Consider the following 21,436-nt stretch of genomic DNA (forward strand, 5'->3'; position numbering starts at 1 on the left):
CCGACCGTGGGACGAGCGTCAGGCCCGCTTGCCCTTGAGCTTGGCGACACGGTCCCCGGCGCCCCAGGCGGTGACCCGCCACAGCGCCTCGATGAGGATGTTCTTGCTCATCTTGGAGTCGCCGAGTTCGCGCTCGACGAACGTGATCGGGACCTCGACCACGTGGTAGCCGGCCCTGACCGCGCGGCGGGCGAGGTCGACCTGGAAGCAGTAGCCCTGCGAGGCGACCTCGTCCAGGCCCAGGCCCTCCAGCGTCTCGCGCCGGAACGCCCGGTAGCCGCCGGTGATGTCGCGCAGCGGCAGGTCGAGGGCGATGCGGGAGTAGAGGCTGCCGCCGCGGGAGATGAACTCACGGGACTTGGGCCAGTTGACCACCCGGCCGCCGGGCACCCAGCGGGAGCCGAGCACCAGGTCGGCGCTCTTGAGGGCGGTGAGCAGCCGGGGCAGCTCCTCGGGCTGGTGGGAGCCGTCGGCGTCCATCTCGATCAGCACGCCGTAGTCGTGCTCCATGCCCCAGCGGAAGCCCGCGAGGTAGGCGGCGCCGAGGCCTTCCTTGCCCTTGCGGTGCATCACCTGGACGTGCGTGTCCTCGGCGGCCAGTTCGTCGGCGAGCTTGCCCGTGCCGTCGGGACTGTTGTCGTCCGCGATCAGCACGTGCGCCTCGGGGACGGCCTTGCGTACCCGGCCGACGATGGTCTTGATGTTCTCCGCCTCGTTGTAGGTCGGAATGATCACCAAGGCTGTGCCGAGCGGACCGAACTGCCTCCCCTGGTTTTTGGCGTCCAGGGTCCCGTCGCCGTCGTTCACTGCTGCCCCTTCTGGTCGTACGCAGGGGTCCAACCATAGTGGCCGTGGCCTGGCCGGTCGCACCGACATCGTTCGTATCGTGGTGTCGATTCCACAAGAGTGGGGTAAGAACGCGTTTTTCGGCACCTTGGCGGTGGGCATTGAGTATCTTTCCGCCGCCTGGGACCCCGACGCCCCCTGTGACCCCTGCGGATGGAGGCCCGGCGCCCTTCGGGCCGACCTGGGACCCGCTGGCTGCGGATCGACCGAAAGCCGTTGTCTACTGAGCGCCGGGCCCCACCCGGGTCACACCTTGCCGACCGGCCGGAACGTTCCCTCGTCGGCGCGGGCGCTGAGCCTGGCTCCCAGTGACGGTGCCCGGTGCGGCACACCGTCCCTGACCCAGCGGCGCTGCGACGAGTCGCGTGAACGCTCCCCGGTCGGACGTCCGGTGGTGGACTCGGACGAACCTACCGGCCCGTGGGCGCCGACTGTCAAACACCCCCCGGACCGGCCACGACGGCCGGGGCGCCGGGCCGGCCCGGGAGGATGCGCAGGTCGGGCGGCGCGACGGCGGCGACCGGCCGGCGACGCGCCACCCCGGCAGATCACTCGCCCGGCCGTACGAACACCGTTCGTCCGCCCACCACCGTACGCAGGCAGACCGGCAGGTCCCGGCCCGGGGTGAGGTCGGGAAGGCCCGGTGTGCCGGAGCGCGGGTCGGTCGACCAGCGGGCCACCCGGTCGTCGGGGGCCTGGACGACCAGCTCGTCGGTGCGCCAGACGGCGTAGTCGGCGGGGGCGCCCGGCACCAGGATCCCCGCGTCGTCCCGTCCCACGGCCCGCCAGCCGCCGCGCGTGTGGGCCGTGAACGCGGCGCGCACGGAGATCCGGTGCTCGGGCGTGTGGTGGAACGCGGCGGCGCGCACGGTGCCCCACGGGTCGAGCGGGGTGACCGGGCTGTCGGAGCCGAAGGCGAGCGGCACGCCGGCGCGCAGCAGGGCCGCGAACGGGTTGAGGGTGCGGGCCCGCGCCGCGCCCAGCCGCCGCGCGTACATGCCGTCCTCGCCGCCCCACAGCGCGTCGAAGGCCGGCTGCACGGAGGCGATCAGGCCCAGTTCGGCGAAGCCGGCGACCGTCTCCGGGGTGAGCATCTCGGCGTGTTCGACGCGGTGGCGGGCGGCGCGGACGCGGGCGAGGCCCAGCTTCTCGGCGGCGGCGCGCACGCCCTCCACGACGGCGCTCACGGCGGCGTCGCCGATGGCGTGGAAGCCGGCCTGCAGGCCCGCCTCGGTGCAGGCGACGACATGCGCGGCGACGTCCCCGGCGTCCAGGTAGGCGGTGCCGGTGTGGGCGGCGTCGGCGTAGGGCTCGTGCAGGCAGGCGGTGTGCGAGCCGAGGGCGCCGTCGGCGAAGAGGTCACCGGCCGCTCCCACGGCGCCCAGTTCGCGCGCCCTGGCCACGCCCTCGTCGGCCTGCTCGGCCCAGTAGCCGACGACCCGCGGGCCGGACTCGTCGGCGGCGAGCGCGAGCAGGCCGGTGAAGTCGTCCTCGGAGGAGATCTGCGGCCCGCCGCACTCGTGCACCGTGCCGATGCCGAGCGAGGCGGCGTGCGCCAGGGCGGTGCGCTGGGCCTCGGCACGCTGGGCCGGGGTGACGGCGGCGTACGCGGCCCGGCGTACGGCGTGGTGGTCGTCCTTCGTGAGCGGGGCGTCCGTGCGCGGGAGGTCGCCGGGGACCAGGTCGAGCAGGGCGGTGGTGACGACCGCGGAGTGGACGTCGATGCGGGAGAGGTACAGCGGGCGGCCGCCGGTGGCCTCGTCCAGCTCGGCGCGGGTCGGCGGGCGGCCGCCGGGCCAGCGGGCGGCGTCCCAGCCGTGGCCCAGCAGGACGCGGTCGTCCGGGCGGCCGGCGGCGAACTCGCGGACCCGGGCGAGGGCCGCGTCCAGCGAGGGGGCCGCGGACAGGTCGAGGCCGGTCAGGGCGAGGCCGGTGGACGTGGTGTGCACATGGGCGTCGGTGAAGGCGGGGGTGACGAGGGCGCCGTCGAGGTCGACGACCTCGTCCACACCCTCGGCGAAGGCGTCGGCGGCGCCCTCGGAGCCGACCCAGGCGACGTGGCCGGCCTCCACGACCATCGCCGTCGCGAAGGGGTCCGCGGGGCTGTGCACCTCGCCGCGGCGCAGGAGGACGGTCTGGGGGGGCTCGGCGGTGCGCTCACTCATAGCCGACAGTTTCTCTCGCCGCGGCGGTGCCGCCGCACCAGAGGCACCTCTCAGCGTGCCCGCCGCCGAAGGGTCAGATCTTCGGCGGTCTCGCCTCGTACGGCGTCGACAGCACCACGGTCGTCCGGGTCGAGACGCCCGCCAGGCTGCGCAGCCTGGCCAGCAGCTCCTCCAGTTCGTGCGGGGTGGCCACGCGGACCTTGAGGATGTAGTTCTCGTCGCCGGCGACGCTGTGGCAGGCCTCGATCTCGGGGACGCCGGCGAGGCGGTCCGCGATGTCGTCGGGGGCGCTGGGGTCGAACGGTTTCACCGAGATGAAGGCGGTGAGCGGCAGCCCGACGGCCTCGGGGTCGACCACCGCGGCATAGCCGCGGATGACGCCCCGCTGTTCGAGCCGCCGCACCCGCTGGTGCACGGCCGACGTGGACAGGCCCGTGGCCTTGCCCAGGTCGGTGTAGCTCATCCGCCCGTCCTTGACGAGCAGCTGCACGATCTGTCGGTCCAGCTCCTCCATGGCGCCAAAACCTACCGTGCGCCTGATCTCCCGGGGTAGCCGAGAGCGCAGGTCATGGCCGGTTCGCGACGAAAAGCACCGGGAATCGCCCCGCGCACGCACCTGCACGCGGCATGTGACGAACGACACACGCCTCGAACGGTCTCCGTGATGTTCTCGTGATTACCCCCGGGACCGGACGGGAAGTGCTTGCTGTGGTCGAGGCCGCAGCGCCTTCACGGCCCAGCCTTAGGGGGAGAATCCCATGCAGAGTGTCCATCGCCCTGGTCGCACCACGTCCAAGCGGCAGCAGCCGGTCGTCGAGCCCGAGCCGGAGTACGTCGAACCCGACGCCCTCGACGACGAACCGGACGCCTACGACACCTTCGAGATGTACCGGGTGATCTGCCCGGACTGCGCGCAGCCGATCGCGCTGCTGGCGGGCGAGGAGATCCTGCCGGAGCACGCGCTGTGCGTCTCGCCGTGGAACCCGTTCGGGCTCACGGTCTGTGCGGGTACGGGCCGCGCCGCGGCCGACGCCCGCTCGGCGGACGAGTCCGCCGAGCCGCAGGAGCAGGACACCGCCCTGCTGCTCACGCTCCCCCAGGGTCTGAACTGGCGGACGCAGCCCTTCTCGCACGTCGGCGGCCCGGGCTCGCGCCCGATGCGCGTGCCGGAGATGCGCCACCAGGCCGCCTGAGCCACCGCGGTTCCCGCCGCCCGGCCGGCTCAACTCCCGTACGTGCCCCGCACCATGGCGCGCAGGTCGGCGTGGTGCAGGATCAGTGTGTCCGGGTCCGCCGGCACGGCGGCCTCCCCGAAGTGCACCTGGCGGTAGGCGACGCGCAGCATGACGATCGCGTGCCGCAGGGCGGCGTAGAGGAGGTAGAACTCCATGTCGCGCGGGGTGTGCCCGGTCAGGCGTGCGTAGCGGGCCTCGACCCGGTCGCGGCGCAGGAGTTCGGGCAGGCCGCGCTGTCCGGAGCCGACCGTGAGGTCGTGGAAGAAGCGGTGCAGATAGACCGTCCAGCCGAGGTCGACCTCGCGCGGGGCGAGCGCCGCCATCTCCCAGTCGAGCACGGCAACGGGGTCGAAGCCGTCGTAGACCACGTTCCCGATGCGCGCGTCGCCCCAGGTGAGGACGGGTGCGCCGGGCTCGCCCGGCCAGATGCGGGCCAGCCGGTCGAAAGCGGCCTCGATCAGCGGCGAGCGGGGCAGTCCGTCGATCACCCAGGCGTAGTAGGCGCGTTGGGCCGACACATGGCGGTGCAGCGCGTCGCCGGCGCCGGGCAGGGACAGGAAGTCGGCCTCCCCGGCCGGGACTTGGTCGTGCAGTCGGGCCAGCAGCCCGATGGTCGCCGCCTCCAGGTGCTCGCGCTCCGCCTCGCTCGCCGCGTGCAGCCAACTGCCCTCGTACGTGTACGGCATGACGTCCGGCGGCACCCGGCCCGCCACGCGTTCCATGACGAAGAACGGCGCCCCGAGCGGCTCCGGGTCCTCCTCCAGCCACAGCACCCGGGGCACGGGCACGTCGGTGCGCTCGGCCACGAGGCGCAGGGTGCGGTACTGGCGGGCCATGTCGTACTCCGGGAAGACGGTGTACGCCGACGGGTCCGCGGCCAGCCGCAACGCGCAGGAGCGCAGCGGTGGTCGGGGGTGCTCGATGTCGAACAGCAGGGTCTCGCTGGACATGCCGTTGGAGGCCGGGACGGTGATCCCGGTGGCCTTGGCGCCGGGCAGCCGGGTGCCGAGCCAGGCCGTGAGGCGGCGGCCGAGTTCCTCGGGGTCGCGGGTGCTGGTGCGGGGGCGCATGCGGGGCTCCTCCCTCAGGGCGCGACCGAGTCGAAGCCGGTGAAGCCGCTCGGGTCGTGCCGGCCGAACGAGCCGTGTTCGAAGATGCCGTACCCGGTGCGTCCGTCGAGCCGGAAGCGGGCGGAGTGGTCGGTGACGCCGTAGGCGGCGAGGGGGTGCGGCGCCGTCATGTCGTACGTGCGGCGGTCGGTCCAGCCCGGTCCGCGCCAGGTGCCGTGCTGCCAGTCGTCGGCGGGCGGGTAGCCGGCGCCGACGGCGAGCGGCGAGGAGGCGAGGATCTCGACGTCGAGTTGGCGGGAGCTGCGGGCGTCGCCCAGGTGGACGACCGCCCGCTGCGGGTGGCGGGTGCCGGAGCGGTAGCTGATCTCGGCCTGGGGCCAGCCCAGTTGGCGGTCGCGGTGGCCGGGGCGGACGAGGGTCGCGTCGTTCAGGGAGCGGTGGCCGTCGGCGTCCTCCTGGGTGACGACCATCAGGAAGCGGTCCTCGAAGCGGACCGGGCACCAGATCCAGTGGAAGCCCTCGGTGGGGTGGTTCTCGGCGAGCGGTCCGCCGTCCTCGCCCGGGACCGGCCGCACGCCCCAGCTGCGGTCCCGGGTGCCGGTCCAGTCCGCTGCGGTGACCCGGAACTCCTCTCCCCCGGCCCGGATCATGCCCTCGGCGGTGCCGGCTTGCACGAAGCGGCGGCCCTCCAGGGTGAGCCGGTCGCCCCGGCGCTGGAGGTGGTGCGGCTCCCACAGCGCGGGGAAGGCGGCCGTCCAGGTGAGGTCGTACGAGAGCTGCTCGTCCGCGCAGATCAGGCGCAGCCGGCGCAGCGGCTCGGCGACCTCGATGCGCAGCGGGCCGACGGCGAGCCGCATGCGGTCCTCGCCGAGGGCGTCGCAGGCGCGGACGGCGTGCAGGGTGTCGCCGGTGCGCAGGGTGGCGTAGGCGTCTATCACGCCGAGGTTGGGGTAGACGCCGAGGCCCAGGATGAGCAGGGCGCGTCCGGCGTGGTCGAAGACGTGGAAGATGCAGCGGTCGTAGGCGTTGCGGTCCCCGGTGGCCACGTGCTTCATGGACAGCGGCACCTGGTGCACGGGGTACTCGTCGAGCGGTACGGGACGGTCGTCGGCCACGGACACCCCCTGGTGGACGGTTCGCTGACGGTACGTCAGACGGGGGGAGGTGGCCAGAGCGGGAACCGGACGTGCGTGAACTGACGCCCGATTCCGCGGGGCGGTGACCCGTCCGGCCTGGACGGCGTTGCCCGGGTATGACCCTCATGTACGAGGACACCGGGCGTCAGCGCCGACTCTTCGTCCCGCGCCCCGCGGAATCGGTTCCGCCTCCGCCGGCGCCGCAGGATCCGCCCATCTACCGCGCGCTCATGCGGGCCTGGGCCGACCGGGGCCGCACCCTGCCGGGCCGCCACGACCCGGAGTGGCTCAGGCTGGCGGCCCCTACGGTCCTCAGGGGGCAGTTCAGCGACCCTCGGGTCCCGCCACATGGCGGGCGATGACCATCCGCTGGATCTGGTTGGTGCCCTCCACGATCTGGAGGACCTTGGCCTCGCGCATATAGCGCTCGGCCGGGAAGTCGGCGGTGTAGCCGTAGCCGCCGAGTATCTGCACGGCGTCCGTGGTGACCTTCATGGCCGTGTCGCTGCAGTGCAGCTTGGCCATGGCGGCCTGCCGGGCGAACGGCTTGCCCGCGTCGCGCAGCCGGGCCGCCGCGAGGTAGAGCGCGCGGCCGGCCTCGATCTGGGTGGCCATGTCGGCGATCATGAAGCGCAGCCCCTGGAAGTCGGCGATGGGGCGGCCGAACTGGCGGCGCTCGGTGGCGTAGGCGACCGCCTGGTCCAGGGCGGCCTGGGCGAGACCGATCGCGCAGGCCGCGATGCCGAGCCGGCCGGAGTCGAGGGCGGACAGGGCGATGGAGAAGCCCTGGCCCTCCTCGCCGATCCGCCGGTCGTCCCCGATGCGGACGCCGTCGAGGTGGACCTGTGCGGTGGGTGAGCCCTTCAGGCCCATCTTCTTCTCGGGCACGGCCGCGCCGAGGCCGGGGGTGTCGCCGGGGACCAGGAAGGCGGTGATGCCGCGCGGGCCGTCCTCGCCGGTGCGGGCCATCACGGTGTAGAAGTCGGCGATCCCGCCGTGGGTGATCCAGGCCTTGGTGCCGTTCAGCACCCACTCCTCGCCCTCCCGCACGGCCTTCGTGCGCAGGGACGCGGCGTCCGAGCCGGAGGACGGCTCGGAGAGGCAGTAGGCGCCGAGCAGACCGCCGCCGAGCATCGCGGGCAGGTGCTCGACCTGCTGCTGCTTGGTGCCGTAGGTGGCGAGGGCGTAGGAGGCGAGCGTGTGCACGCTGACGCCTATGCCCACGGTGAGCCGGGCCATGGCCAGCTCCTCCAGGACCTGGAGGTAGACCTCGTAGGGCTGGTCGCCGCCGCCGTACTCGGCGCCGTAGGGCAGGCCGAGCAGTCCCGACCGGGAGAGCAGGGTGAAGACCTCGCGCGGGAAGCGGCCCGCTTCCTCCTCCTCGGCGGCCGTCGGCGCGATCTCGCGCTGGGCGATCTCACGGACGAGCGCGAGCAGGTCTCTCGCCTCTTCCGTGGGCAGTTGACGCTCCACCGGCTGCGGGTCGCGGTCGGACATGGCGTCGGTCTCCTCCCTGTCGGGCACAGGCGGGTGGCCCGTGGGGTGGGAGCTGCTCCGCCTGATCGTTCTGGATGGCCGCGGGCGCCCGCTCCTGGGTCTCAGGAGTTGCTGACCAGCGGCTCTGCGCTGTGAGTATGCCCGATCAGGGACCTCCCGTCACCAGTTAACGACCGCTTACTTCAAGAAAGCAGTGCTACTCGACGCACGCAACTTTCAACAGAAAGTGACGGGGGTCTGTGCCGTGCCGGACGTACGCGGGACGACCGGTTCTCAGGTGTCGCGGCGGGCCGGCTGCGGGGCCGGGTGGGCCGGATCCAGCTCCTCGACGGCGCGCAGGACGCCGCCCAGCGTCTTCACCAGCAGCTCGCGCATGAGGTCGCGGGACAGCCCGGGGCGGTCGATCCAGTCCAGGGTCGCGCCCTCGACGCTGCACACCCAGGACAGCAGGCCCATCCGGGCCGGAGCGGAGATGTCCCGGCGGCCGTAGGCGCCCTCGGCGATGGTGTCGACGATCGCCTCGCGCACGCCGTCCCGTATGGCGTGCACCTCGGCGTCGAAGCCGACGCCGCCGCTGACGATCGTGCGGTACGCGGCCTGGTGGTGCTCGGCGTAGCGCAGGTAGCTGTCGATGGTGCGGTGGACGCGGTCGACGGCGGCCAGGTCGAGCCCGCTCGCCGCGAACGTGACCAGGTCGGCCACGGAGTCCTGGATGATCGCCAGGTAGTAGCCCCGCTTGGACTGGAAGTAGTAGTAGATCAGCCCCTTGGCGACATGCGCCTGGCGGGCGATGTCGTCCATGGACAGCGCGTCGTAGGACGTGTCGGCGAACAACTTCCGCCCGATGGCGATGAGTTCGGCGCGACGCGCGACCGAGCGCTCGGTGCCGCGCATCCGGGGACGGACGGCGGCACGCTGGTGCGGCATGTTCAATTTCGACCCTGTTCCAGGCGGTCGGCGGGACATCCGCAGTATGTCAGAACAAGCCGCACGCGTGAGCGGGTCGGATCAGAGCAGACCGAGCTGGGTCACAAGCATCGCGACGACGGCCACGAGGACCCATCCCATGACGTGCTCGACGATCTTCGGGCCGTCGTCGCGGGGCCCTCCGGTGCGGGCGCGGGTGGCGGTGGCCGGGTGTGCGGTCATGGAGTTACTCGCAGAGGTCGGACGTACAGAGCAGGTTCCCCACCCGTTTGTCCACCTTGCCACCCGCGACGGCCTGTGCGGTGATGAGCTTGCTCACACGGTCAGCGCACGCCCACCGCCGCGAGCGCCTCGCGCCGGCGCGGGCCCGGACGCGCCGGGAAGTAGAGATAGCACACTCCCCCGCTGCCGGAGACGACCTTGCCCGCGGCGTTGTACCGCTTGGTCCGCAGCCAGATGTTCTCGAACTCCCGTCTGCGATAGACCCGTCGGACCGCGGCGTCGTCCGGCGAGGCCGGGTCGTTGGCGATGACGTCGCCCTCCGCGGTGAAGCCGATGACGGTCATCAGATGGCCGGAGGTGCCGTAGCCCGCGCCGGTCAGCTCGCTCGCCAGGAAGGACTGGGATGTGATGACCGGGATACCGGCCGCGACCAGCGTCTCCACGTCGGTGAGCGAGGCGAGCCGGGTGACCACGCCCTGGATGCCGTCGAAGGTGGCCGCGTAGGCGGCGTTGAACGGCCAGTTGCCGCAGCCCTCGTACTGGTAGTCGTAGGTGAACCGGGCCGCGTTGTCGACCTGCGGGTCGGCGTAGGACGGATCCACCCAGGCCAGCTGCTCGGGGGTGAGCCGGCCGCCCCAGTACTCGACGATCATCTGCGAGGAGGTGGGGCTGCACCAGGCCTCGCCGCCGTTGTCGTACTGCGGGTACTGGCCCTTGTGGATCTCCTGCGAGTAGCGCGGGACGGTCAGTTCGTGGGTGAGGCCGGGGGCGGAGCCCGGGACCGTGAAGCGGTCGGGGACGTCGGAGCCCATGGCGCCGAGCCGCCAGACGGTCGGGGTCAGCTCGGTGCCGGGCCTGCGGTAGAGGGTCAGGCGCAGTCGGTACGAGACCAGGCGCAGACCGGTGCTCGCGTCGGCGATGGCGAAGGTGTCGGTCGAGATGCCGCTCCTGCCGTCGCCCTGGCCGTCCACCGAGGTCCGCTTGATGTCCTGGTCGCCGGCCGCCCAGCGGCCCATCACGTACCAGGGGGTGGCGGTGCCGTCGGAGTACGTGCCCCGCAGTTCGACCTGGAGCCAGGTGCCCTCGGGGGTGTGGGCGTTCCAGGAGGCGACGACCTCGGTGGCCGGGACGGCGAGCAGGTGGACCGGGCCGGTCCACACGGCGTACTCCCAGGTGGCGGTCGTGCCGGTGTGCGGGTCGGTGTAGTCGGTGCGGCCGGCGGGGATGCCGATCACGACGCCGGGGCGCCCGCCGGAGACGGCCCGGACGCCCTCGGCGGCGCCGAGGCGCCACTGGCCGTACGTGGTCCAGGCCCGGTAGTCGATGGGGCGGGCCTGCGCCCGGGCGGGCCCGCCGGCCCCGGCGGACGGCCGCTGCGCGGCGGCGGCAGCGGGAGGCGCGGCGCCGGCCGCGGCTGCGGCTGCGGCGACCACTGCGGCTGCGGTGAGGACGGTTCTGCGGGACGGCTGCTGGGCTCTGCTCATGGGCGCGGTTACCCCCAGGTGTCCGGGTCGGGGCTGGTCCGGTAGGTGGTCTGCGCCAACTATGAGGCAGGCGCCATGCCCCTGCCAGCGCTTCGGCGCATGCCGCGCGATGAATATTGGTCTGCGCCTCTGGCGGCGTGCCCCGCGCCCCTGGGATCGCGGGGTGCGGGGCACGGGCGGTCAGACAAGGTCCATCGCCGCCACCTCGTCGGGGCCGCCGTAGCTGACCGGCCCCTGGAAGCGGCGGCGGGCCGTCGCGAACCACCACACCGTCGCGACGAGCAGCACGGCGGCGAGCGCGATCGGCGCGTAGTTGAAGGAGTCGACGGTGATCGGCGAGGCCTGCGGCAGCATGAACAGCACGCTGCTGAGCAGGATCCAGACCACCGCGAGCCAGCCGACCGGCCGGCCCCAGCGGCCCAGGTGCCACGGGCCCGGTTCGAACCCGTCCCCGAGCCGCAGCCGCAGGAAGATCGGTACGGCGTAGGCGAGGAAGAGGCCGACCACGTTGACGCTGACGATCGCGGTGAACGCCGTGTGGGACCACCAGCCGGGCACGACGAGGGCCAGCGAGCAGACGACCGCGAGCCAGACCGCCTTCACGGGCGTACGGGTGCGCGTCGAGACCGAGTGCCACCAGCGCGAGCCGGGCATCGCGCCGTCCCGGGAGAAGGCGAAGATCTGCCGGGTGTTGCTGGTGAGGTTGGCGAGACCGCAGAAGAGCATCGCGCCGATGACGATGAGGAGCATGACCTTGGCGGTGCCGAGGCCGAGTGCGTCGATGAGGATCTGCACGGGCGGCGCGCCCGCGCCGGCTTCCTTGGCGTAGTCGCCAATGCTATAGACCAATGCGAGCATCAGGATCAGGCCGGTGATCGCCGAATAGCCGATGGCGCGGGTGATCCCCCTCGGCGCGTTGACCGTCGCGCGGACCGTTTCCTCCGACATGTGGAAGCTGCCGTCGAAGCCGGTGAAGGTCCAGCTGGTCACCAGCAGACCTAGCATGCCGCCGTAAAGCCCGCTCGTGAAGCCGGTGTTGTTCTCGAAATGCGTCACGAACGAAGCCGGTTGATGGTGATCGGGGATCACTATGAGTGCGCCCACGATCACGACCAGTCCGATCAGCAGCCACCACACGGAAATGCGGTTCAGTACGGCGACGAGTTGCACGGTGTAGGTGTTGGCGAGCCCCTGCACCACGATGACCAGCGCTGTGATCAGCACCGTTTGATGCGTGGTCGGCTGGTAGGACGGCCACTGGAGGCTCACGAAGGCCTGGATGAAGGTGGCGGCCGCATAGCCCGTGGCGGCGGTGCCGCCGATCTGGCCGACGAAGTTCAGCCAGCCCGTGAACCAGGACCAGGCCCCTTTGTGTCGCTTGGCGAGTTTACCGGCGGAGAAATACAGGGCGCCGCTCGTCGGATAGGCCGAGGCGACTTCCGCCATGGCCGCGCCGATGAGCAGCACCATCACGGACACGCCGATCCAGCCGAAAACGAGAATGCGGGGGCCACCCGCACCCATTCCGAATCCGAAGGAGGAGAAAATACCCGAGAGGATATTGATGATGGTGAAGGAGATCGCAAAATTGTCGAACGCCTGGAAGCGCCGGGTGAGTTTGCGCGGATAGCCCATCGCATGCAGGGTCGCGTCGTCGTCGAGCGCGACCGCCTCTTCGCCCGCACGGGCCTTCGCCCGTGGAGCCGACATCCGTTCCGACACTGTTCGCCTTTCTCTCGGTGGGGGCGGAGCACGCGTCTCCCGGGGGCGGAGACCGTGCGGGGTCAGGCGGGCCCCGGGACGGGCAGGCCGCAGGCGCGCCGGGCCCGGGAGAGCTGCTCGGCGGGGTCACCGAAGGCGCTCCAGGGCATGCGCGAGGCGTACGGGCCCATGGCCGTGAACACCGCCCGGGCCTCGAACTCGCGCTGGCCCATGACCAGCGCGTGCGCGAGGTAGGCCAGGTCGAGCACCGGGGTGAAGCGGTATCCGGCCACCGCGGGCAGCCAGTTCTGGTAGATCGCGAGCGCGGTGGCACGCCACTGCGGCTGCTCCCAGACCTGGTCGGCGAGCAACTGGGTCGGGTTGTAGCTCTCCACCAGGGCCACCAGGGGCAGCAGCCGCAGGGCGGAGTCGGCGGGCGCCCGCTGGCTGAGGAAGGCGGCCACGTCCCAGGCCGCGTTGACGGAGCCGCCGTGGCGCGTGAAGAAGAAGGAGAGGAAGCGGTGGTGGGCCTCGCGGTGCCAGGGGTCCAGCGAGAGGACGTGGGCGAACAGCCGCCAGGGGCCGGGCGGGGCGGTGAGCAGGCCGTGCGGGGCCGGGTCGCGCAGCCGGTGCAGCCGGGCCATGGCGAGCTTGGCCGCCCAGGGGGTGGGGTCCGCGGGGGCCAGGGCGGCGGCCCGGTCGCAGGCGGTCAGGGCGATCCGCTCCAGTGCCTCGGCGCGCTCGTCGTGGGCGTCCGCGGCCCGCAGCGCGCGCTGCACCGCGACCCGGGCCCACATCAGCGCGGCCTCGGGGGTCGGCTCCTCGTCGAGCCAGCGCTCGACCAGATCGGTGCCGGCGGCCTCGGAGGCGATAACCAGCGAGCGATGGGCGCGCAGGCCGAAGTCGGAACGCGTCTCGGCGAGCGCCTCGTACGCGTATCGATAACGACCGGCGCGCACATCGACGCATACACTCGCCAGCACACGGTCGTCGGCGGCCGGATGCCACACATACTGCCCTTCGAATAACTCCGCGGCCATGTCCCCCTACCAGTCCCCGTACGACGCATGGTCAGTTGCGCTGGAGGCACCCTACTCACGGGCGGGCACCCCCGGAACGCCGAATTCGACATATCGGTCAGGTGATTTCCCGAATGTTTTTCCGGGCCATTGACTGGCCGCCAGCCGATGGTTCAAACCTCTACTAGACTGTTTCCGGAAATCCACCCACACCGCCGCACACCTCGGGAACCGTCATTCGCGACCTCGCCGCCCGGCTGCGCCGGCTCCCGCCCTCCCTCGGGCCGGTCCGGCTGATCGGCGTCGACGGGCACGCCGGCTCCGGAAAGTCCACGTTCGCCGGGCAGTTGGCCGCCGCGCTGGACGGGGCGCCGGTGCTGCACCTCGACGACATCGCGAGCCACGAGCAGCTCTTCGACTGGACCGACCGGCTCATGGCCCAGGTGGTCGGCCCGCTCGCCCGCGGCGAGAGCGGGCACTACACCCCCTACGACTGGCGGGCCCGCGCCTTCGGCGCGCCACGGCCGCTGCCGGCCGCTCCGGTGATCCTGCTGGAGGGCGTCGGCGCCGGCCGCCGGGAGCTGCGGCCGCATCTGGCGCGGCTGCTGTGGATGGGGCTGCCCCGGGAGGAGTCCTGGGCGCGCGGCCGGCTGCGGGACGGGGCGGAGCAGCGGGAGTTCTGGGACGGCTGGGTCGAGGCGGAGCGCGCGCACTTCGCCGCCGACCCCTCGTACCCCCATGCCGATCTCCTGGTGACACAGACACCGGTGGGGTACGAGGTACTGCCGGGACCCGGGTCAACCCCTGGACCGGACCAGGCCGTGACCCTGAGTGACGGACCATCGCCAATGTGGTGAACCTGTGAAGGCCCCTGCGGGTGAACTTCTCCGAGTGCCTCAACTCTGCTTGACCGGGGGCCCGTACAGGTCTTACGTTCTCAATGTGCGGTCAATCGGAACCGCCCACCAACGCGAAGCCCCCGGTTGTTCCCCCGTGACCGGGGGCTTCGTACTGCCCTAATGCCGCTTTCCGGGCGCTCCGCGCACCGAGCCGCTCACCCTCGGTCACGAAGCCTGTCCGCCCCGTCCGCTCCCACCTCGTCAAACGGCCCCTACGGCACCCTTCGGCAGGCGGTCCCGGCGCGGGTACGATGCCATCGGTGCGAGCGACGAGCGGCTGCCTCGCACACTGCAACTCCGGTCCGCGGCACGGCGGTTCGACCGCGGCGGCCCCGGGCGTCCGCCCGGTGGTGAACCACGGGGGCACGGTCTGTGGGGGGACGGATGGACTTCGGCACGCAGGGCCCCGACGCCCCGGCCGACCTCGCCTGGCTGCGAGGTGTCGACGCGTACACGATGGGGGCCTATCCGCAGGCGGAGGAGGAGTTCCGCACGGCGGTGCGGATGGACCCGGGCATGGCGGACGGCTGGCTCGGGCTGCACGCGCTCCGGGTCGACACGACGACCGCGCTGCTCAGAATGTTCCGGCACCGCGACCGCTTCGGCGAGCAGCGCACCCGGCACCGCAGGCCCCTCAACTCCTGGTACTGGCTGGGCTGGTGGGTGCAGCCGGTGTTGGAGAGCCCGCGCGATCTGCTGCTGGCGCACGCCTCGCACTGGCTGGACGGCCGGCACGTGCCCGAGCTGGACCGGGCGCTCGCCGGACTGCCCCCCGTCGACACCGACCCCCAGGTGCGCTTCCTGCACGCCTGCCGGGCCTATCTGGTCAAGGACTGGGAGCAGTTGGTCCGGCACACCGACCCGCTGCTGGACGGTCCGCTGCTCGGCATCGAGGCGGGCCTGTTCGGCGGCATGGCCCGGGTCCGGCTGGAGATGTACGGCCAGGCCGAGCCGCTGCTGTCGGCGGCGCTGATGCGCTGCCGCAGCGAGCAGCCGCAGCGCAAGGAGCTGCGCTACTGGCTGGCGCGGGCGCACGAGGGCACGGGCCGCTCGGCGGCGGCGCTCCCCCTGTACCGGGCCGTGCACCGCGTCGACCCCGCGTTCATGGACACCTCGGCGCGCCTCGCGGCGATCGCCGAGGGGGACGGGTACGACGACGCCGCCGGCCTCGCCGCGATCAGTCTGACCGGCGCCGGGCAGGACAGCGTCGACGGACCGGACGGCTTCGACGCGCTCTTCGGCACCGAGGGCCGTGATCTTCGGCTGCCGGAGCCGGATCTGCCGACCGGGCCCCTGCCCTCGGTGGCCGACCCGGCGGTGCGCGCGAAAACCGGAGTCCCCTCCTCCCCGATCCCGGCCGGGCCGACGGATCCCGCCCTGCTGGAGGAGGCGCTCGCCGAGCTGGAGCGCATGGTGGGGCTGGAGCCGGTCAAGCGCCAGGTGAAGGCGTTGTCCGCACAGCTGAACATGGCCCGGCTGCGGGCCGGGCAGGGGCTGCCGGTGCAGCCGCCGAAGCGGCACTTCGTCTTCTCCGGCCCGTCGGGGACCGGCAAGACCACGGTGGCCCGGATCCTCGGCCGGGTCTTCTACGCGCTCGGCCTGCTCGGCGGGGACCACCTGGTGGAGGCCCAACGGGCGGATCTCGTCGGCGAGTACCTCGGGCAGACGGCCGTGAAGGCCAACGAGCTGATCGACTCCGCAATCGGCGGGGTGCTGTTCGTGGACGAGGCGTACGCGCTGTCGAACTCCGGGTACGGCAAGGGGGACGCGTACGGCGACGAGGCCCTGCAGGTGCTGCTGAAGCGGGCCGAGGACAACCGGGACCACCTGGTGGTGATCCTGGCCGGCTACCCCGAGGGCATGGACCGGCTCCTGGCGGCGAACCCCGGGCTGTCCTCGCGCTTCACGACCCGTGTCGACTTCCCCTCCTACCGGCCGCAGGAACTCACCGAGATCGGCAAGGTGCTGGCGGCGGAGAACGGGGACGTGTGGGACGAGGAAGCGCTGGAGGAGCTGCGCTCGATCGCCGGGCACGTGGTCGATCAGGGGTGGATCGACGAGCTGGGCAACGGCCGCTTCCTGCGGACGCTGTACGAGAAGAGCTGCGCGTACCGGGACCTGCGGCTCTCCGCCTACCTGGGCGCGCTCTCCCGGGACGACCTGGCGACGCTGCGGCTGCCCGACCTGATGCAGGCGTACGGAGAGGTGCTGTCGGGGCGGGGCCCCCAGGATCCGCCGGGTGTGTGAGCGCCCTCCCCCGAACGGACACGGGGAACCGGAACGGACACGGGGAGCTGCGTGACGGCCGATCATCGGCCCGCCGTCACGCGGCTCCCCGCCGTCCGGGCTAGTTGGCGAGCGCGCCCTCCGGCTCGTCGCTGACTCTCGGCTCGGGCATCTCGCGGTGGGCCGGGTCCCGTACCTCTCCCACCAGCAGCTCCAGTACGTCCTCCAGGGCCACCAGACCCAGCACCTTGCCGGAGGCGTCGGCCACCTGGGCCAGGTGTGTGGCCGCCCGGCGCATGACCGTGAGGGCGTCGTCGAGCGGCAGCTCGGCCCGCAGGGTGGTCATGGGCCGCCAGACGTGCTGCGGGACGGCACGGTCGGAGCTCTCCAGGTCCAGGACGTCCTTGACGTGGACGTAGCCCATGAAGGCGCCCTTGTCCGTCGCCGCGACCGGGAAGCGGGAGTAGCCGGTGCGGGCCGTCAGGTCGACGATCTCGCCCGGGGTGACCGCCGGCGCCACGACGACCAGGGACTCCCGGCGCAGCAGGACGTCCGTCACCGGGCGGGAGCCCAGCTCCAGGGCGTCCTCCAGGCGCTCCCGCTCCTCGGGGCCGAGCAGGCCCGCCTGGCCGGAGTCCTCCAGCAGGCGGTTGAGCTGCTCGGTGGTGACGACCGCCTCCACCTCGTCCTTCGGCTCGACCCGGAACAGGCGCAGGATGGCCTGGGCGCAGGCGCCGAGGGCGACCGTGATCGGCTTGCACACGCGGGCGAACGCCACCAGGCCCGGGCTGAGCCAGAGCGCCGCCTTCTCGGGGGCCGCCATCGCGAGGTTCTTCGGCACCATCTCGCCGATCACGAGGTGGAAGAAGACGACCGCCATCAGCGCGATCGCATAACCCAGCGGGTGGATCATGCCGTCCGGCAGCCGGACCGCCGCGAACACCGGCTCCAGCAGATGCGCCACCGTCGGCTCGGCGACCGCGCCGAGGGTCAGGGAGCAGACCGTGATGCCGAACTGGGCGGCGGCCATCATCTGCGGCAGGCGCTGCAGGCCGTAGAGCACCTGGCGGGCGCGTGCCGTGCCGAGCGGCTCGATCTGGCTGCGGCGCACGGAGACGAGCGCGAACTCGGCACCGACGAAGAAGCCGTTGGCGAGCACGAGCAGCGCGGCGAAGGCCAGTTGGAGGAGGCTCATCGGGCGGCCTCCATCACGTTCGCCGCCGGGGCCGTCCTGACCAGGCGGACCCGTTCGGCGCGGTAGTGGCCGACGCGGCGCACCGAGAGCCGCCAGCCGGGCAGTTCGGCCCGGTCGCCGGGGGCAGGGATCCTGCCGAGCAGGTCCGCGACCAGGCCGGCGACCGTCTCGTACGGCCCCTCGGGCACGTCGAGTCCTATGCGCTGAAGGATGTCGACGCGGACGCTGCCGTCGACGTCCCAGGCCGGCTTGCCGTCCTGCGGCGGGGCGACGGCGAATTCCGGCGTGTCCGGGCGGTCGTGCTCGTCGCGGACCTCGCCGACGAGTTCCTCGACGATGTCCTCCAGGGTGACGACGCCGGCCGTGCCGCCGTACTCGTCGACGACGACCGCGATGGGCTGCTCGGAGCGGAGCCGGGCGAGGAGGGGCTGGACCGGCAGGGTCTCGGGGACGAGCAGCGCCTTGCGGGCGATGCGGCTGACCGGGGTGCGCAGCCGGTCGTGGACCGGGACGGCCAGGGCGTCCTTGAGGTGGGCCATGCCGACGATCTCGTCGATCTTCTCCCGGTAGACGGGGAAACGGGACAGGCCGGTGGCCCGGGTGAGGTTCACGACGTCCTCGGCGGAGGCCGAGTCCTGGAGGGCGCTGACCTTCACGCGCGGGGTCATGACGTGCTGCGCGGTCAGCTCGCCCAGGGACAGGGTGCGCACGAACAGGTCGGCGGTGTCCTGCTCCAGGGCGCCGGCCTGGGCGGAGTGCCGGGCCAGGGAGACGAGCTCGCCCGGGGTGCGGGCGGAGGCCAGCTCCTCGGCCGGCTCGACGCCGAGGGCCCGGACGAGCCGGTTGGCCACGGTGTTGAGCGCGGCGATGACCGGGCGGAACAGCCGCGAGAAGTGGGCCTGCGGGCCGACGACGAAGCGCGCGACCTGGAGCGGCTTGGACACCGCCCAGTTCTTGGGCACGAGTTCGCCGATGACCATCTGGATCGCGGAGGCCAGCAGCATGCCGACGACCACGGCGATACCGGAGACGGCACCGCCCGGGAGGCCGAGTGCGGCGAACGGGCCGTGCAGCAGCCGGGCCAGGGCCGGTTCGGCGAGCATGCCGACGACCAGGGAGGTGATGGTGATGCCGAGCTGGGTGCCGGAGAGCTGGAAGGACAGCTCCTTCAGCGACTCGACGACCGTACGGGCGCGTCGGTCGCCGTCGGCGGCGGCCTTCTCGGCCTCCGGGCGCTCGACCGTCACGAGGCCGAACTCGGCCGCCACGAAGAATCCGTTGGCGAGAATCAGCAGGAGGGCGGCTGCCAGGAGCAGCAGAGAGGTGGTCACGATGCCGCCGCCTTCCCGGTATGTCGGGTCGGGGCGGCGCAGGTACTACAGGACGATCCGTCCATCGCTGGAGGGAGTCACTCCTCGGGTAGCAGGAACCCCTGGGCACCGGGGCGGCGCGCAGGGGCGGAGGCGCAGCGAAAAGGCCTCCGCCACCAGATTAATCAAGACAAGGGCCGCTCGGGCAGGGTGGGCGCCCCGGAGTCGGCCCCGATCTGCCCCCGAGTGAGCCCGGAGCCGCCCCCGAGGCAGCCGCGACGGGCCCCTGAGGGCCGTGCTCGGCAGCCGGGTCAGCCCCGGTCGTGGGCGCCGTCGACCGTCGAGCGGGCCTCGGCGAGCGCCCGCAGGGCCCGCGCGTCGGCAATGGCACGCTGCTTGGCGAGGCCCGGCTGGATGCCGAGCGCCGGCAGGCTGGTGCCGTCGCTGAGGTTGAGGAACACCCACGGGTCGCCCGGGCGGAGGTTCACCTGAACGATCTCCGCCCATTCCAGGCGCCGCTTGCTGGCGATGTTGACCACGGTGACGCCGGAGTCGTCGGCGACCACCCTGATCCGGGCCAGCACGGCGAGCACCCAGAAGACGAGCCCTCCGGTCACGACGAAGCTGAGCCGCTCGCCCGGGCCCAGCTGCTCCAGCAGCAGGCCGACCGCCGTGATGGTCAGGAAGATCGCCACGCCGGCGGTGAGCAGGATGGCCCGGGTGTGGCCCGGCCGGAAGGTGACGGGGAGGTCGGGAAGGGAGGTCGGGTCGGACATCGGTCGGCGTACCCCTCTTACAGGCGGCAGGCGTGGATGGCCGTGGTGAGGATGGCGCGGGCGCCGATGGCGTAGAGGTCGTCCATGATCCGCTGCGCCTCCTTGGCGGGGACCATGGCGCGGACCGCGACCCAGCCCTCGTTGTGCAGCGGCGAGACGGTCGGGGACTCCAGGCCGGGGGTGAGCGCGACGGCCTTCTCCAGCTGCTCGACGCGGCAGTCGTAGTCCATCATCACGTACGTCCGCGCGACCAGGACGCCCTGGAGGCGGCGCAGGAACTGCTGGACCTTCGGCTCGGCGGCCTCCGCGGCGTCGGCGCCGGTGCGGCGGATGACGATCGCCTCGGACTTCATGATGGGCTCGCCGAACACCTCCAGGCCGGCGTTGCGCAGGCTGGTGCCGGTCTCGACGACGTCGGCGATGACCTCGGCGACGCCGAGCTCGATCGCGGTCTCGACGGCGCCGTCGAGGTGGACGACGGAGGCGTCGACGCCGCGCTCCGCGAGGTGCCCCGCGACGATGCCCTCGTAGGAGGTGGCGACCGTCCTGCCCTTGAGGTCCGCGATGCCGTTCGCCGTGCCGGGCTTGGCGGCGAAGCGGAAGGTGGAGCGGGCGAAGCCGAGCGGGAGGATCTCCTCGGCGCCGGCGCCGGAGTCGATCAGCAGGTCGCGGCCGGTGATGCCGATGTCGAGGCGGCCGGAGGAGACGTAGATCGCGATGTCGCGGGGACGGAGGTAGAAGAACTCGACCTCGTTCTCCGGGTCGACGATCCGGAGCTCCTTGGACTCGCGGCGCTGCTGGTAGCCGGCCTCATGCAGCATCTCCGCCGCAGGGCCGGACAGGGAACCCTTGTTGGGGACGGCGATGCGCAGCATGAGGTCGGCTTCCTTTGCGTGAAGGGGTTTTACGGCTGGTACGGCAGGCTGTTCACAGGTGGGCGTAGACGTCGTCCAGGGAGATCCCGCGGGCGACCATCATCACCTGGACGTGGTAGAGCAGCTGCGAGATCTCCTCGGCGGCGGCTTCCTTGCCCTCGTACTCGGCGGCCATCCAGACCTCGGCGGCCTCCTCGACGACCTTCTTGCCGATGGCATGGACACCCTTGCCGACCAGCTCTGCGGTGCGGGAGGTGGCGGGATCGCCGTGGGCGGCCTTGTGCTGGAGCTCGGTGAAGAGCTCCTCGAACGTCTTCTTGGACATGGTGTGCCCCACCCTAGCCGCTGTGGTGGCCGACCTAGTGCCAGGGTTCGGATACTGAGCGCAGCGTGGCCGCCGTCGCCACCGCCGCCGTCACCGCCTCGTGCCCCTTGTCCTCGTTGGAGCCCTCGATGCCGGCCCGGTCCAGGGCCTGCTCCTCGGTGTCGCAGGTGAGCACGCCGAAGCCGACGGGGACGCCGGTCTCGATGCTGACCTGGGTGAGGCCCTGGGTGACGCCCTGGCACACGTAGTCGAAGTGGGGCGTGCCGCCGCGGATGACGACGCCGAGGGCGACCACCGCGTCGTAGCCGCGGCCCGCGAGGACCTTGGCGGCGACCGGGAGTTCGAAGCTGCCGGGGACCCGGATGAGGGTCGGCTCGTCGATCCCCAGGTCGTGCAGGGCGCGCAGGGCGCCGTTCACCAGACCGTCCATCACCTTCTCGTGCCACTGCGCCGCGATGACGGCGACCCTGAGGTCGCTCGCGCCCCGTACGGACAGCTCCGGTGCACCCTTGCCGCTCACGTTTCTCC

General features: G+C 72.3%; 20 protein-coding genes. 3 read left to right on the forward strand and 17 right to left on the reverse strand.

Annotation, left to right across the window (positions count from 1 at the left end; translation table 11 throughout):
* Window positions 1-18 precede the first annotated feature (18 nt).
* The 3 genes from AC4OXY_RS12830 to AC4OXY_RS12840 all read right to left on the reverse strand — a co-directional run bounded on the left by AC4OXY_RS12830 (window position 19) and on the right by AC4OXY_RS12840 (window position 3,525).
* Complete coding sequence (locus AC4OXY_RS12830; protein ID WP_356032818.1) at window positions 19-807, reverse strand: polyprenol monophosphomannose synthase; 789 nt, start codon at window positions 805-807, stop codon at window positions 19-21.
* A gap of 587 nt (window positions 808-1,394) precedes the next feature.
* On the reverse strand, window positions 1,395-3,011 hold the full coding sequence (locus AC4OXY_RS12835; RefSeq protein WP_491993948.1) for an amidohydrolase: 1,617 nt from the start codon (window positions 3,009-3,011) through the stop codon (window positions 1,395-1,397).
* 73 nt (window positions 3,012-3,084) lie between these two features.
* Window positions 3,085-3,525, reverse strand: a complete 441-nt coding sequence (locus AC4OXY_RS12840; protein WP_067046457.1) for an Lrp/AsnC family transcriptional regulator — start codon at window positions 3,523-3,525, stop codon at window positions 3,085-3,087.
* Window positions 3,526-3,769: 244 nt separating this feature from the next.
* On the opposite strand from AC4OXY_RS12840, the gene AC4OXY_RS12845 reads away from it, so the two are divergent.
* Entirely contained in the window at window positions 3,770-4,204 is a 435-nt protein-coding gene (locus AC4OXY_RS12845; RefSeq protein WP_356032812.1) for a hypothetical protein, read from the forward strand.
* Between the two features lie 29 nt (window positions 4,205-4,233).
* On the opposite strand, the gene AC4OXY_RS12850 is transcribed toward AC4OXY_RS12845, so the two are convergent.
* The 8 genes from AC4OXY_RS12850 to AC4OXY_RS12885 all read right to left on the reverse strand — a co-directional run bounded on the left by AC4OXY_RS12850 (window position 4,234) and on the right by AC4OXY_RS12885 (window position 13,323).
* Window positions 4,234-5,316 (reverse strand): phosphotransferase family protein, encoded by a 1,083-nt coding sequence (locus AC4OXY_RS12850; protein ID WP_491993949.1) that lies wholly within the window; start codon window positions 5,314-5,316, stop codon window positions 4,234-4,236.
* Between the two features lie 14 nt (window positions 5,317-5,330).
* A complete protein-coding gene (locus AC4OXY_RS12855) occupies window positions 5,331-6,431 on the reverse strand; it encodes an Rv3169 family protein (protein ID WP_356032807.1) in 1,101 nt (366 codons plus the stop codon).
* 345 nt (window positions 6,432-6,776) lie between these two features.
* Window positions 6,777-7,949 (reverse strand): acyl-CoA dehydrogenase family protein, encoded by a 1,173-nt coding sequence (locus tag AC4OXY_RS12860; RefSeq protein ID WP_491993950.1) that lies wholly within the window; start codon window positions 7,947-7,949, stop codon window positions 6,777-6,779.
* A 273-nt stretch (window positions 7,950-8,222) separates the two neighbouring features.
* A complete protein-coding gene (locus AC4OXY_RS12865; RefSeq protein ID WP_376294630.1) occupies window positions 8,223-8,876 on the reverse strand; it encodes a TetR/AcrR family transcriptional regulator in 654 nt (217 codons plus the stop codon).
* A gap of 81 nt (window positions 8,877-8,957) precedes the next feature.
* On the reverse strand, window positions 8,958-9,098 hold the full coding sequence (locus tag AC4OXY_RS12870; protein ID WP_358657992.1) for an SCO1431 family membrane protein: 141 nt from the start codon (window positions 9,096-9,098) through the stop codon (window positions 8,958-8,960).
* Window positions 9,099-9,199: 101 nt separating this feature from the next.
* Complete coding sequence (locus tag AC4OXY_RS12875; protein ID WP_491993951.1) at window positions 9,200-10,582, reverse strand: C39 family peptidase; 1,383 nt, start codon at window positions 10,580-10,582, stop codon at window positions 9,200-9,202.
* A 180-nt stretch (window positions 10,583-10,762) separates the two neighbouring features.
* A complete protein-coding gene (locus tag AC4OXY_RS12880; protein WP_356032793.1) occupies window positions 10,763-12,304 on the reverse strand; it encodes an amino acid permease in 1,542 nt (513 codons plus the stop codon).
* Window positions 12,305-12,366: 62 nt separating this feature from the next.
* Entirely contained in the window at window positions 12,367-13,323 is a 957-nt protein-coding gene (locus AC4OXY_RS12885) for a hypothetical protein (RefSeq protein ID WP_467496842.1), read from the reverse strand.
* Window positions 13,324-13,538: 215 nt separating this feature from the next.
* Between AC4OXY_RS12885 and AC4OXY_RS12890 the strand changes: the two genes are divergently transcribed.
* Together AC4OXY_RS12890 and AC4OXY_RS12895 are read left to right on the forward strand one after the other, a co-directional pair.
* Window positions 13,539-14,159, forward strand: a complete 621-nt coding sequence (locus AC4OXY_RS12890) for a uridine kinase family protein (RefSeq protein ID WP_491994596.1) — start codon at window positions 13,539-13,541, stop codon at window positions 14,157-14,159.
* Window positions 14,160-14,585: 426 nt separating this feature from the next.
* Window positions 14,586-16,448, forward strand: coding sequence for an AAA family ATPase (locus AC4OXY_RS12895; RefSeq protein ID WP_491993952.1), 1,863 nt, complete (start codon window positions 14,586-14,588; stop codon window positions 16,446-16,448).
* A gap of 100 nt (window positions 16,449-16,548) precedes the next feature.
* On the opposite strand, the gene AC4OXY_RS12900 is transcribed toward AC4OXY_RS12895, so the two are convergent.
* From AC4OXY_RS12900 to ribH, 6 genes are all read right to left on the reverse strand, one after another.
* The gene (locus tag AC4OXY_RS12900; RefSeq protein ID WP_491993953.1) at window positions 16,549-17,622 is read right to left on the reverse strand and encodes a hemolysin family protein; all 1,074 of its coding nucleotides are present in this window, start codon (window positions 17,620-17,622) and stop codon (window positions 16,549-16,551) included.
* A complete protein-coding gene (locus tag AC4OXY_RS12905) occupies window positions 17,619-18,953 on the reverse strand; it encodes a hemolysin family protein (RefSeq protein ID WP_356032783.1) in 1,335 nt (444 codons plus the stop codon). The genes AC4OXY_RS12900 and AC4OXY_RS12905 overlap by 4 nt, the downstream gene beginning before the upstream one ends.
* 290 nt (window positions 18,954-19,243) lie before the next feature.
* Window positions 19,244-19,708 (reverse strand): PH domain-containing protein, encoded by a 465-nt coding sequence (locus tag AC4OXY_RS12910; RefSeq protein ID WP_356032780.1) that lies wholly within the window; start codon window positions 19,706-19,708, stop codon window positions 19,244-19,246.
* A 17-nt stretch (window positions 19,709-19,725) separates the two neighbouring features.
* Window positions 19,726-20,583 (reverse strand): ATP phosphoribosyltransferase, encoded by an 858-nt coding sequence (gene hisG, locus AC4OXY_RS12915; protein ID WP_356032778.1) that lies wholly within the window; start codon window positions 20,581-20,583, stop codon window positions 19,726-19,728.
* Window positions 20,584-20,635: 52 nt separating this feature from the next.
* Window positions 20,636-20,908 (reverse strand): phosphoribosyl-ATP diphosphatase, encoded by a 273-nt coding sequence (locus AC4OXY_RS12920; RefSeq protein ID WP_007491392.1) that lies wholly within the window; start codon window positions 20,906-20,908, stop codon window positions 20,636-20,638.
* Between the two features lie 34 nt (window positions 20,909-20,942).
* Window positions 20,943-21,428 (reverse strand): 6,7-dimethyl-8-ribityllumazine synthase, encoded by a 486-nt coding sequence (gene ribH, locus AC4OXY_RS12925; protein WP_071375103.1) that lies wholly within the window; start codon window positions 21,426-21,428, stop codon window positions 20,943-20,945.
* Between the last annotated feature and the right edge of the window lie 8 nt (window positions 21,429-21,436).

It is taken from the genome of Streptomyces sp. HUAS MG56 (assembly GCF_058673395.1).

What these genes read in the sequence shown, in the direction of transcription:
- AC4OXY_RS12895 (WP_491993952.1), top strand. Translation starts at nt 14,586, where the DNA reads ATGGACTTCGGCACGCAGGGCCCCGACGCCCCGGCCGACCTCGCCTGG.
- AC4OXY_RS12920 (WP_007491392.1), bottom strand. Translation starts at nt 20,908, where the DNA reads ATGTCCAAGAAGACGTTCGAGGAGCTCTTCACCGAGCTCCAGCACAAG.
- AC4OXY_RS12850 (WP_491993949.1), bottom strand. Translation starts at nt 5,316, where the DNA reads ATGCGCCCCCGCACCAGCACCCGCGACCCCGAGGAACTCGGCCGCCGC.
- AC4OXY_RS12860 (WP_491993950.1), bottom strand. Translation starts at nt 7,949, where the DNA reads ATGTCCGACCGCGACCCGCAGCCGGTGGAGCGTCAACTGCCCACGGAA.
- AC4OXY_RS12910 (WP_356032780.1), bottom strand. Translation starts at nt 19,708, where the DNA reads ATGTCCGACCCGACCTCCCTTCCCGACCTCCCCGTCACCTTCCGGCCG.
- AC4OXY_RS12845 (WP_356032812.1), top strand. Translation starts at nt 3,770, where the DNA reads ATGCAGAGTGTCCATCGCCCTGGTCGCACCACGTCCAAGCGGCAGCAG.
- AC4OXY_RS12835 (WP_491993948.1), bottom strand. Translation starts at nt 3,011, where the DNA reads ATGAGTGAGCGCACCGCCGAGCCCCCCCAGACCGTCCTCCTGCGCCGC.
- AC4OXY_RS12900 (WP_491993953.1), bottom strand. Translation starts at nt 17,622, where the DNA reads ATGAGCCTCCTCCAACTGGCCTTCGCCGCGCTGCTCGTGCTCGCCAAC.
- AC4OXY_RS12885 (WP_467496842.1), bottom strand. Translation starts at nt 13,323, where the DNA reads ATGGCCGCGGAGTTATTCGAAGGGCAGTATGTGTGGCATCCGGCCGCC.
- AC4OXY_RS12865 (WP_376294630.1), bottom strand. Translation starts at nt 8,876, where the DNA reads ATGCCGCACCAGCGTGCCGCCGTCCGTCCCCGGATGCGCGGCACCGAG.
- AC4OXY_RS12870 (WP_358657992.1), bottom strand. Translation starts at nt 9,098, where the DNA reads ATGACCGCACACCCGGCCACCGCCACCCGCGCCCGCACCGGAGGGCCC.
- AC4OXY_RS12840 (WP_067046457.1), bottom strand. Translation starts at nt 3,525, where the DNA reads ATGGAGGAGCTGGACCGACAGATCGTGCAGCTGCTCGTCAAGGACGGG.
- hisG (WP_356032778.1), bottom strand. Translation starts at nt 20,583, where the DNA reads ATGCTGCGCATCGCCGTCCCCAACAAGGGTTCCCTGTCCGGCCCTGCG.
- AC4OXY_RS12875 (WP_491993951.1), bottom strand. Translation starts at nt 10,582, where the DNA reads ATGAGCAGAGCCCAGCAGCCGTCCCGCAGAACCGTCCTCACCGCAGCC.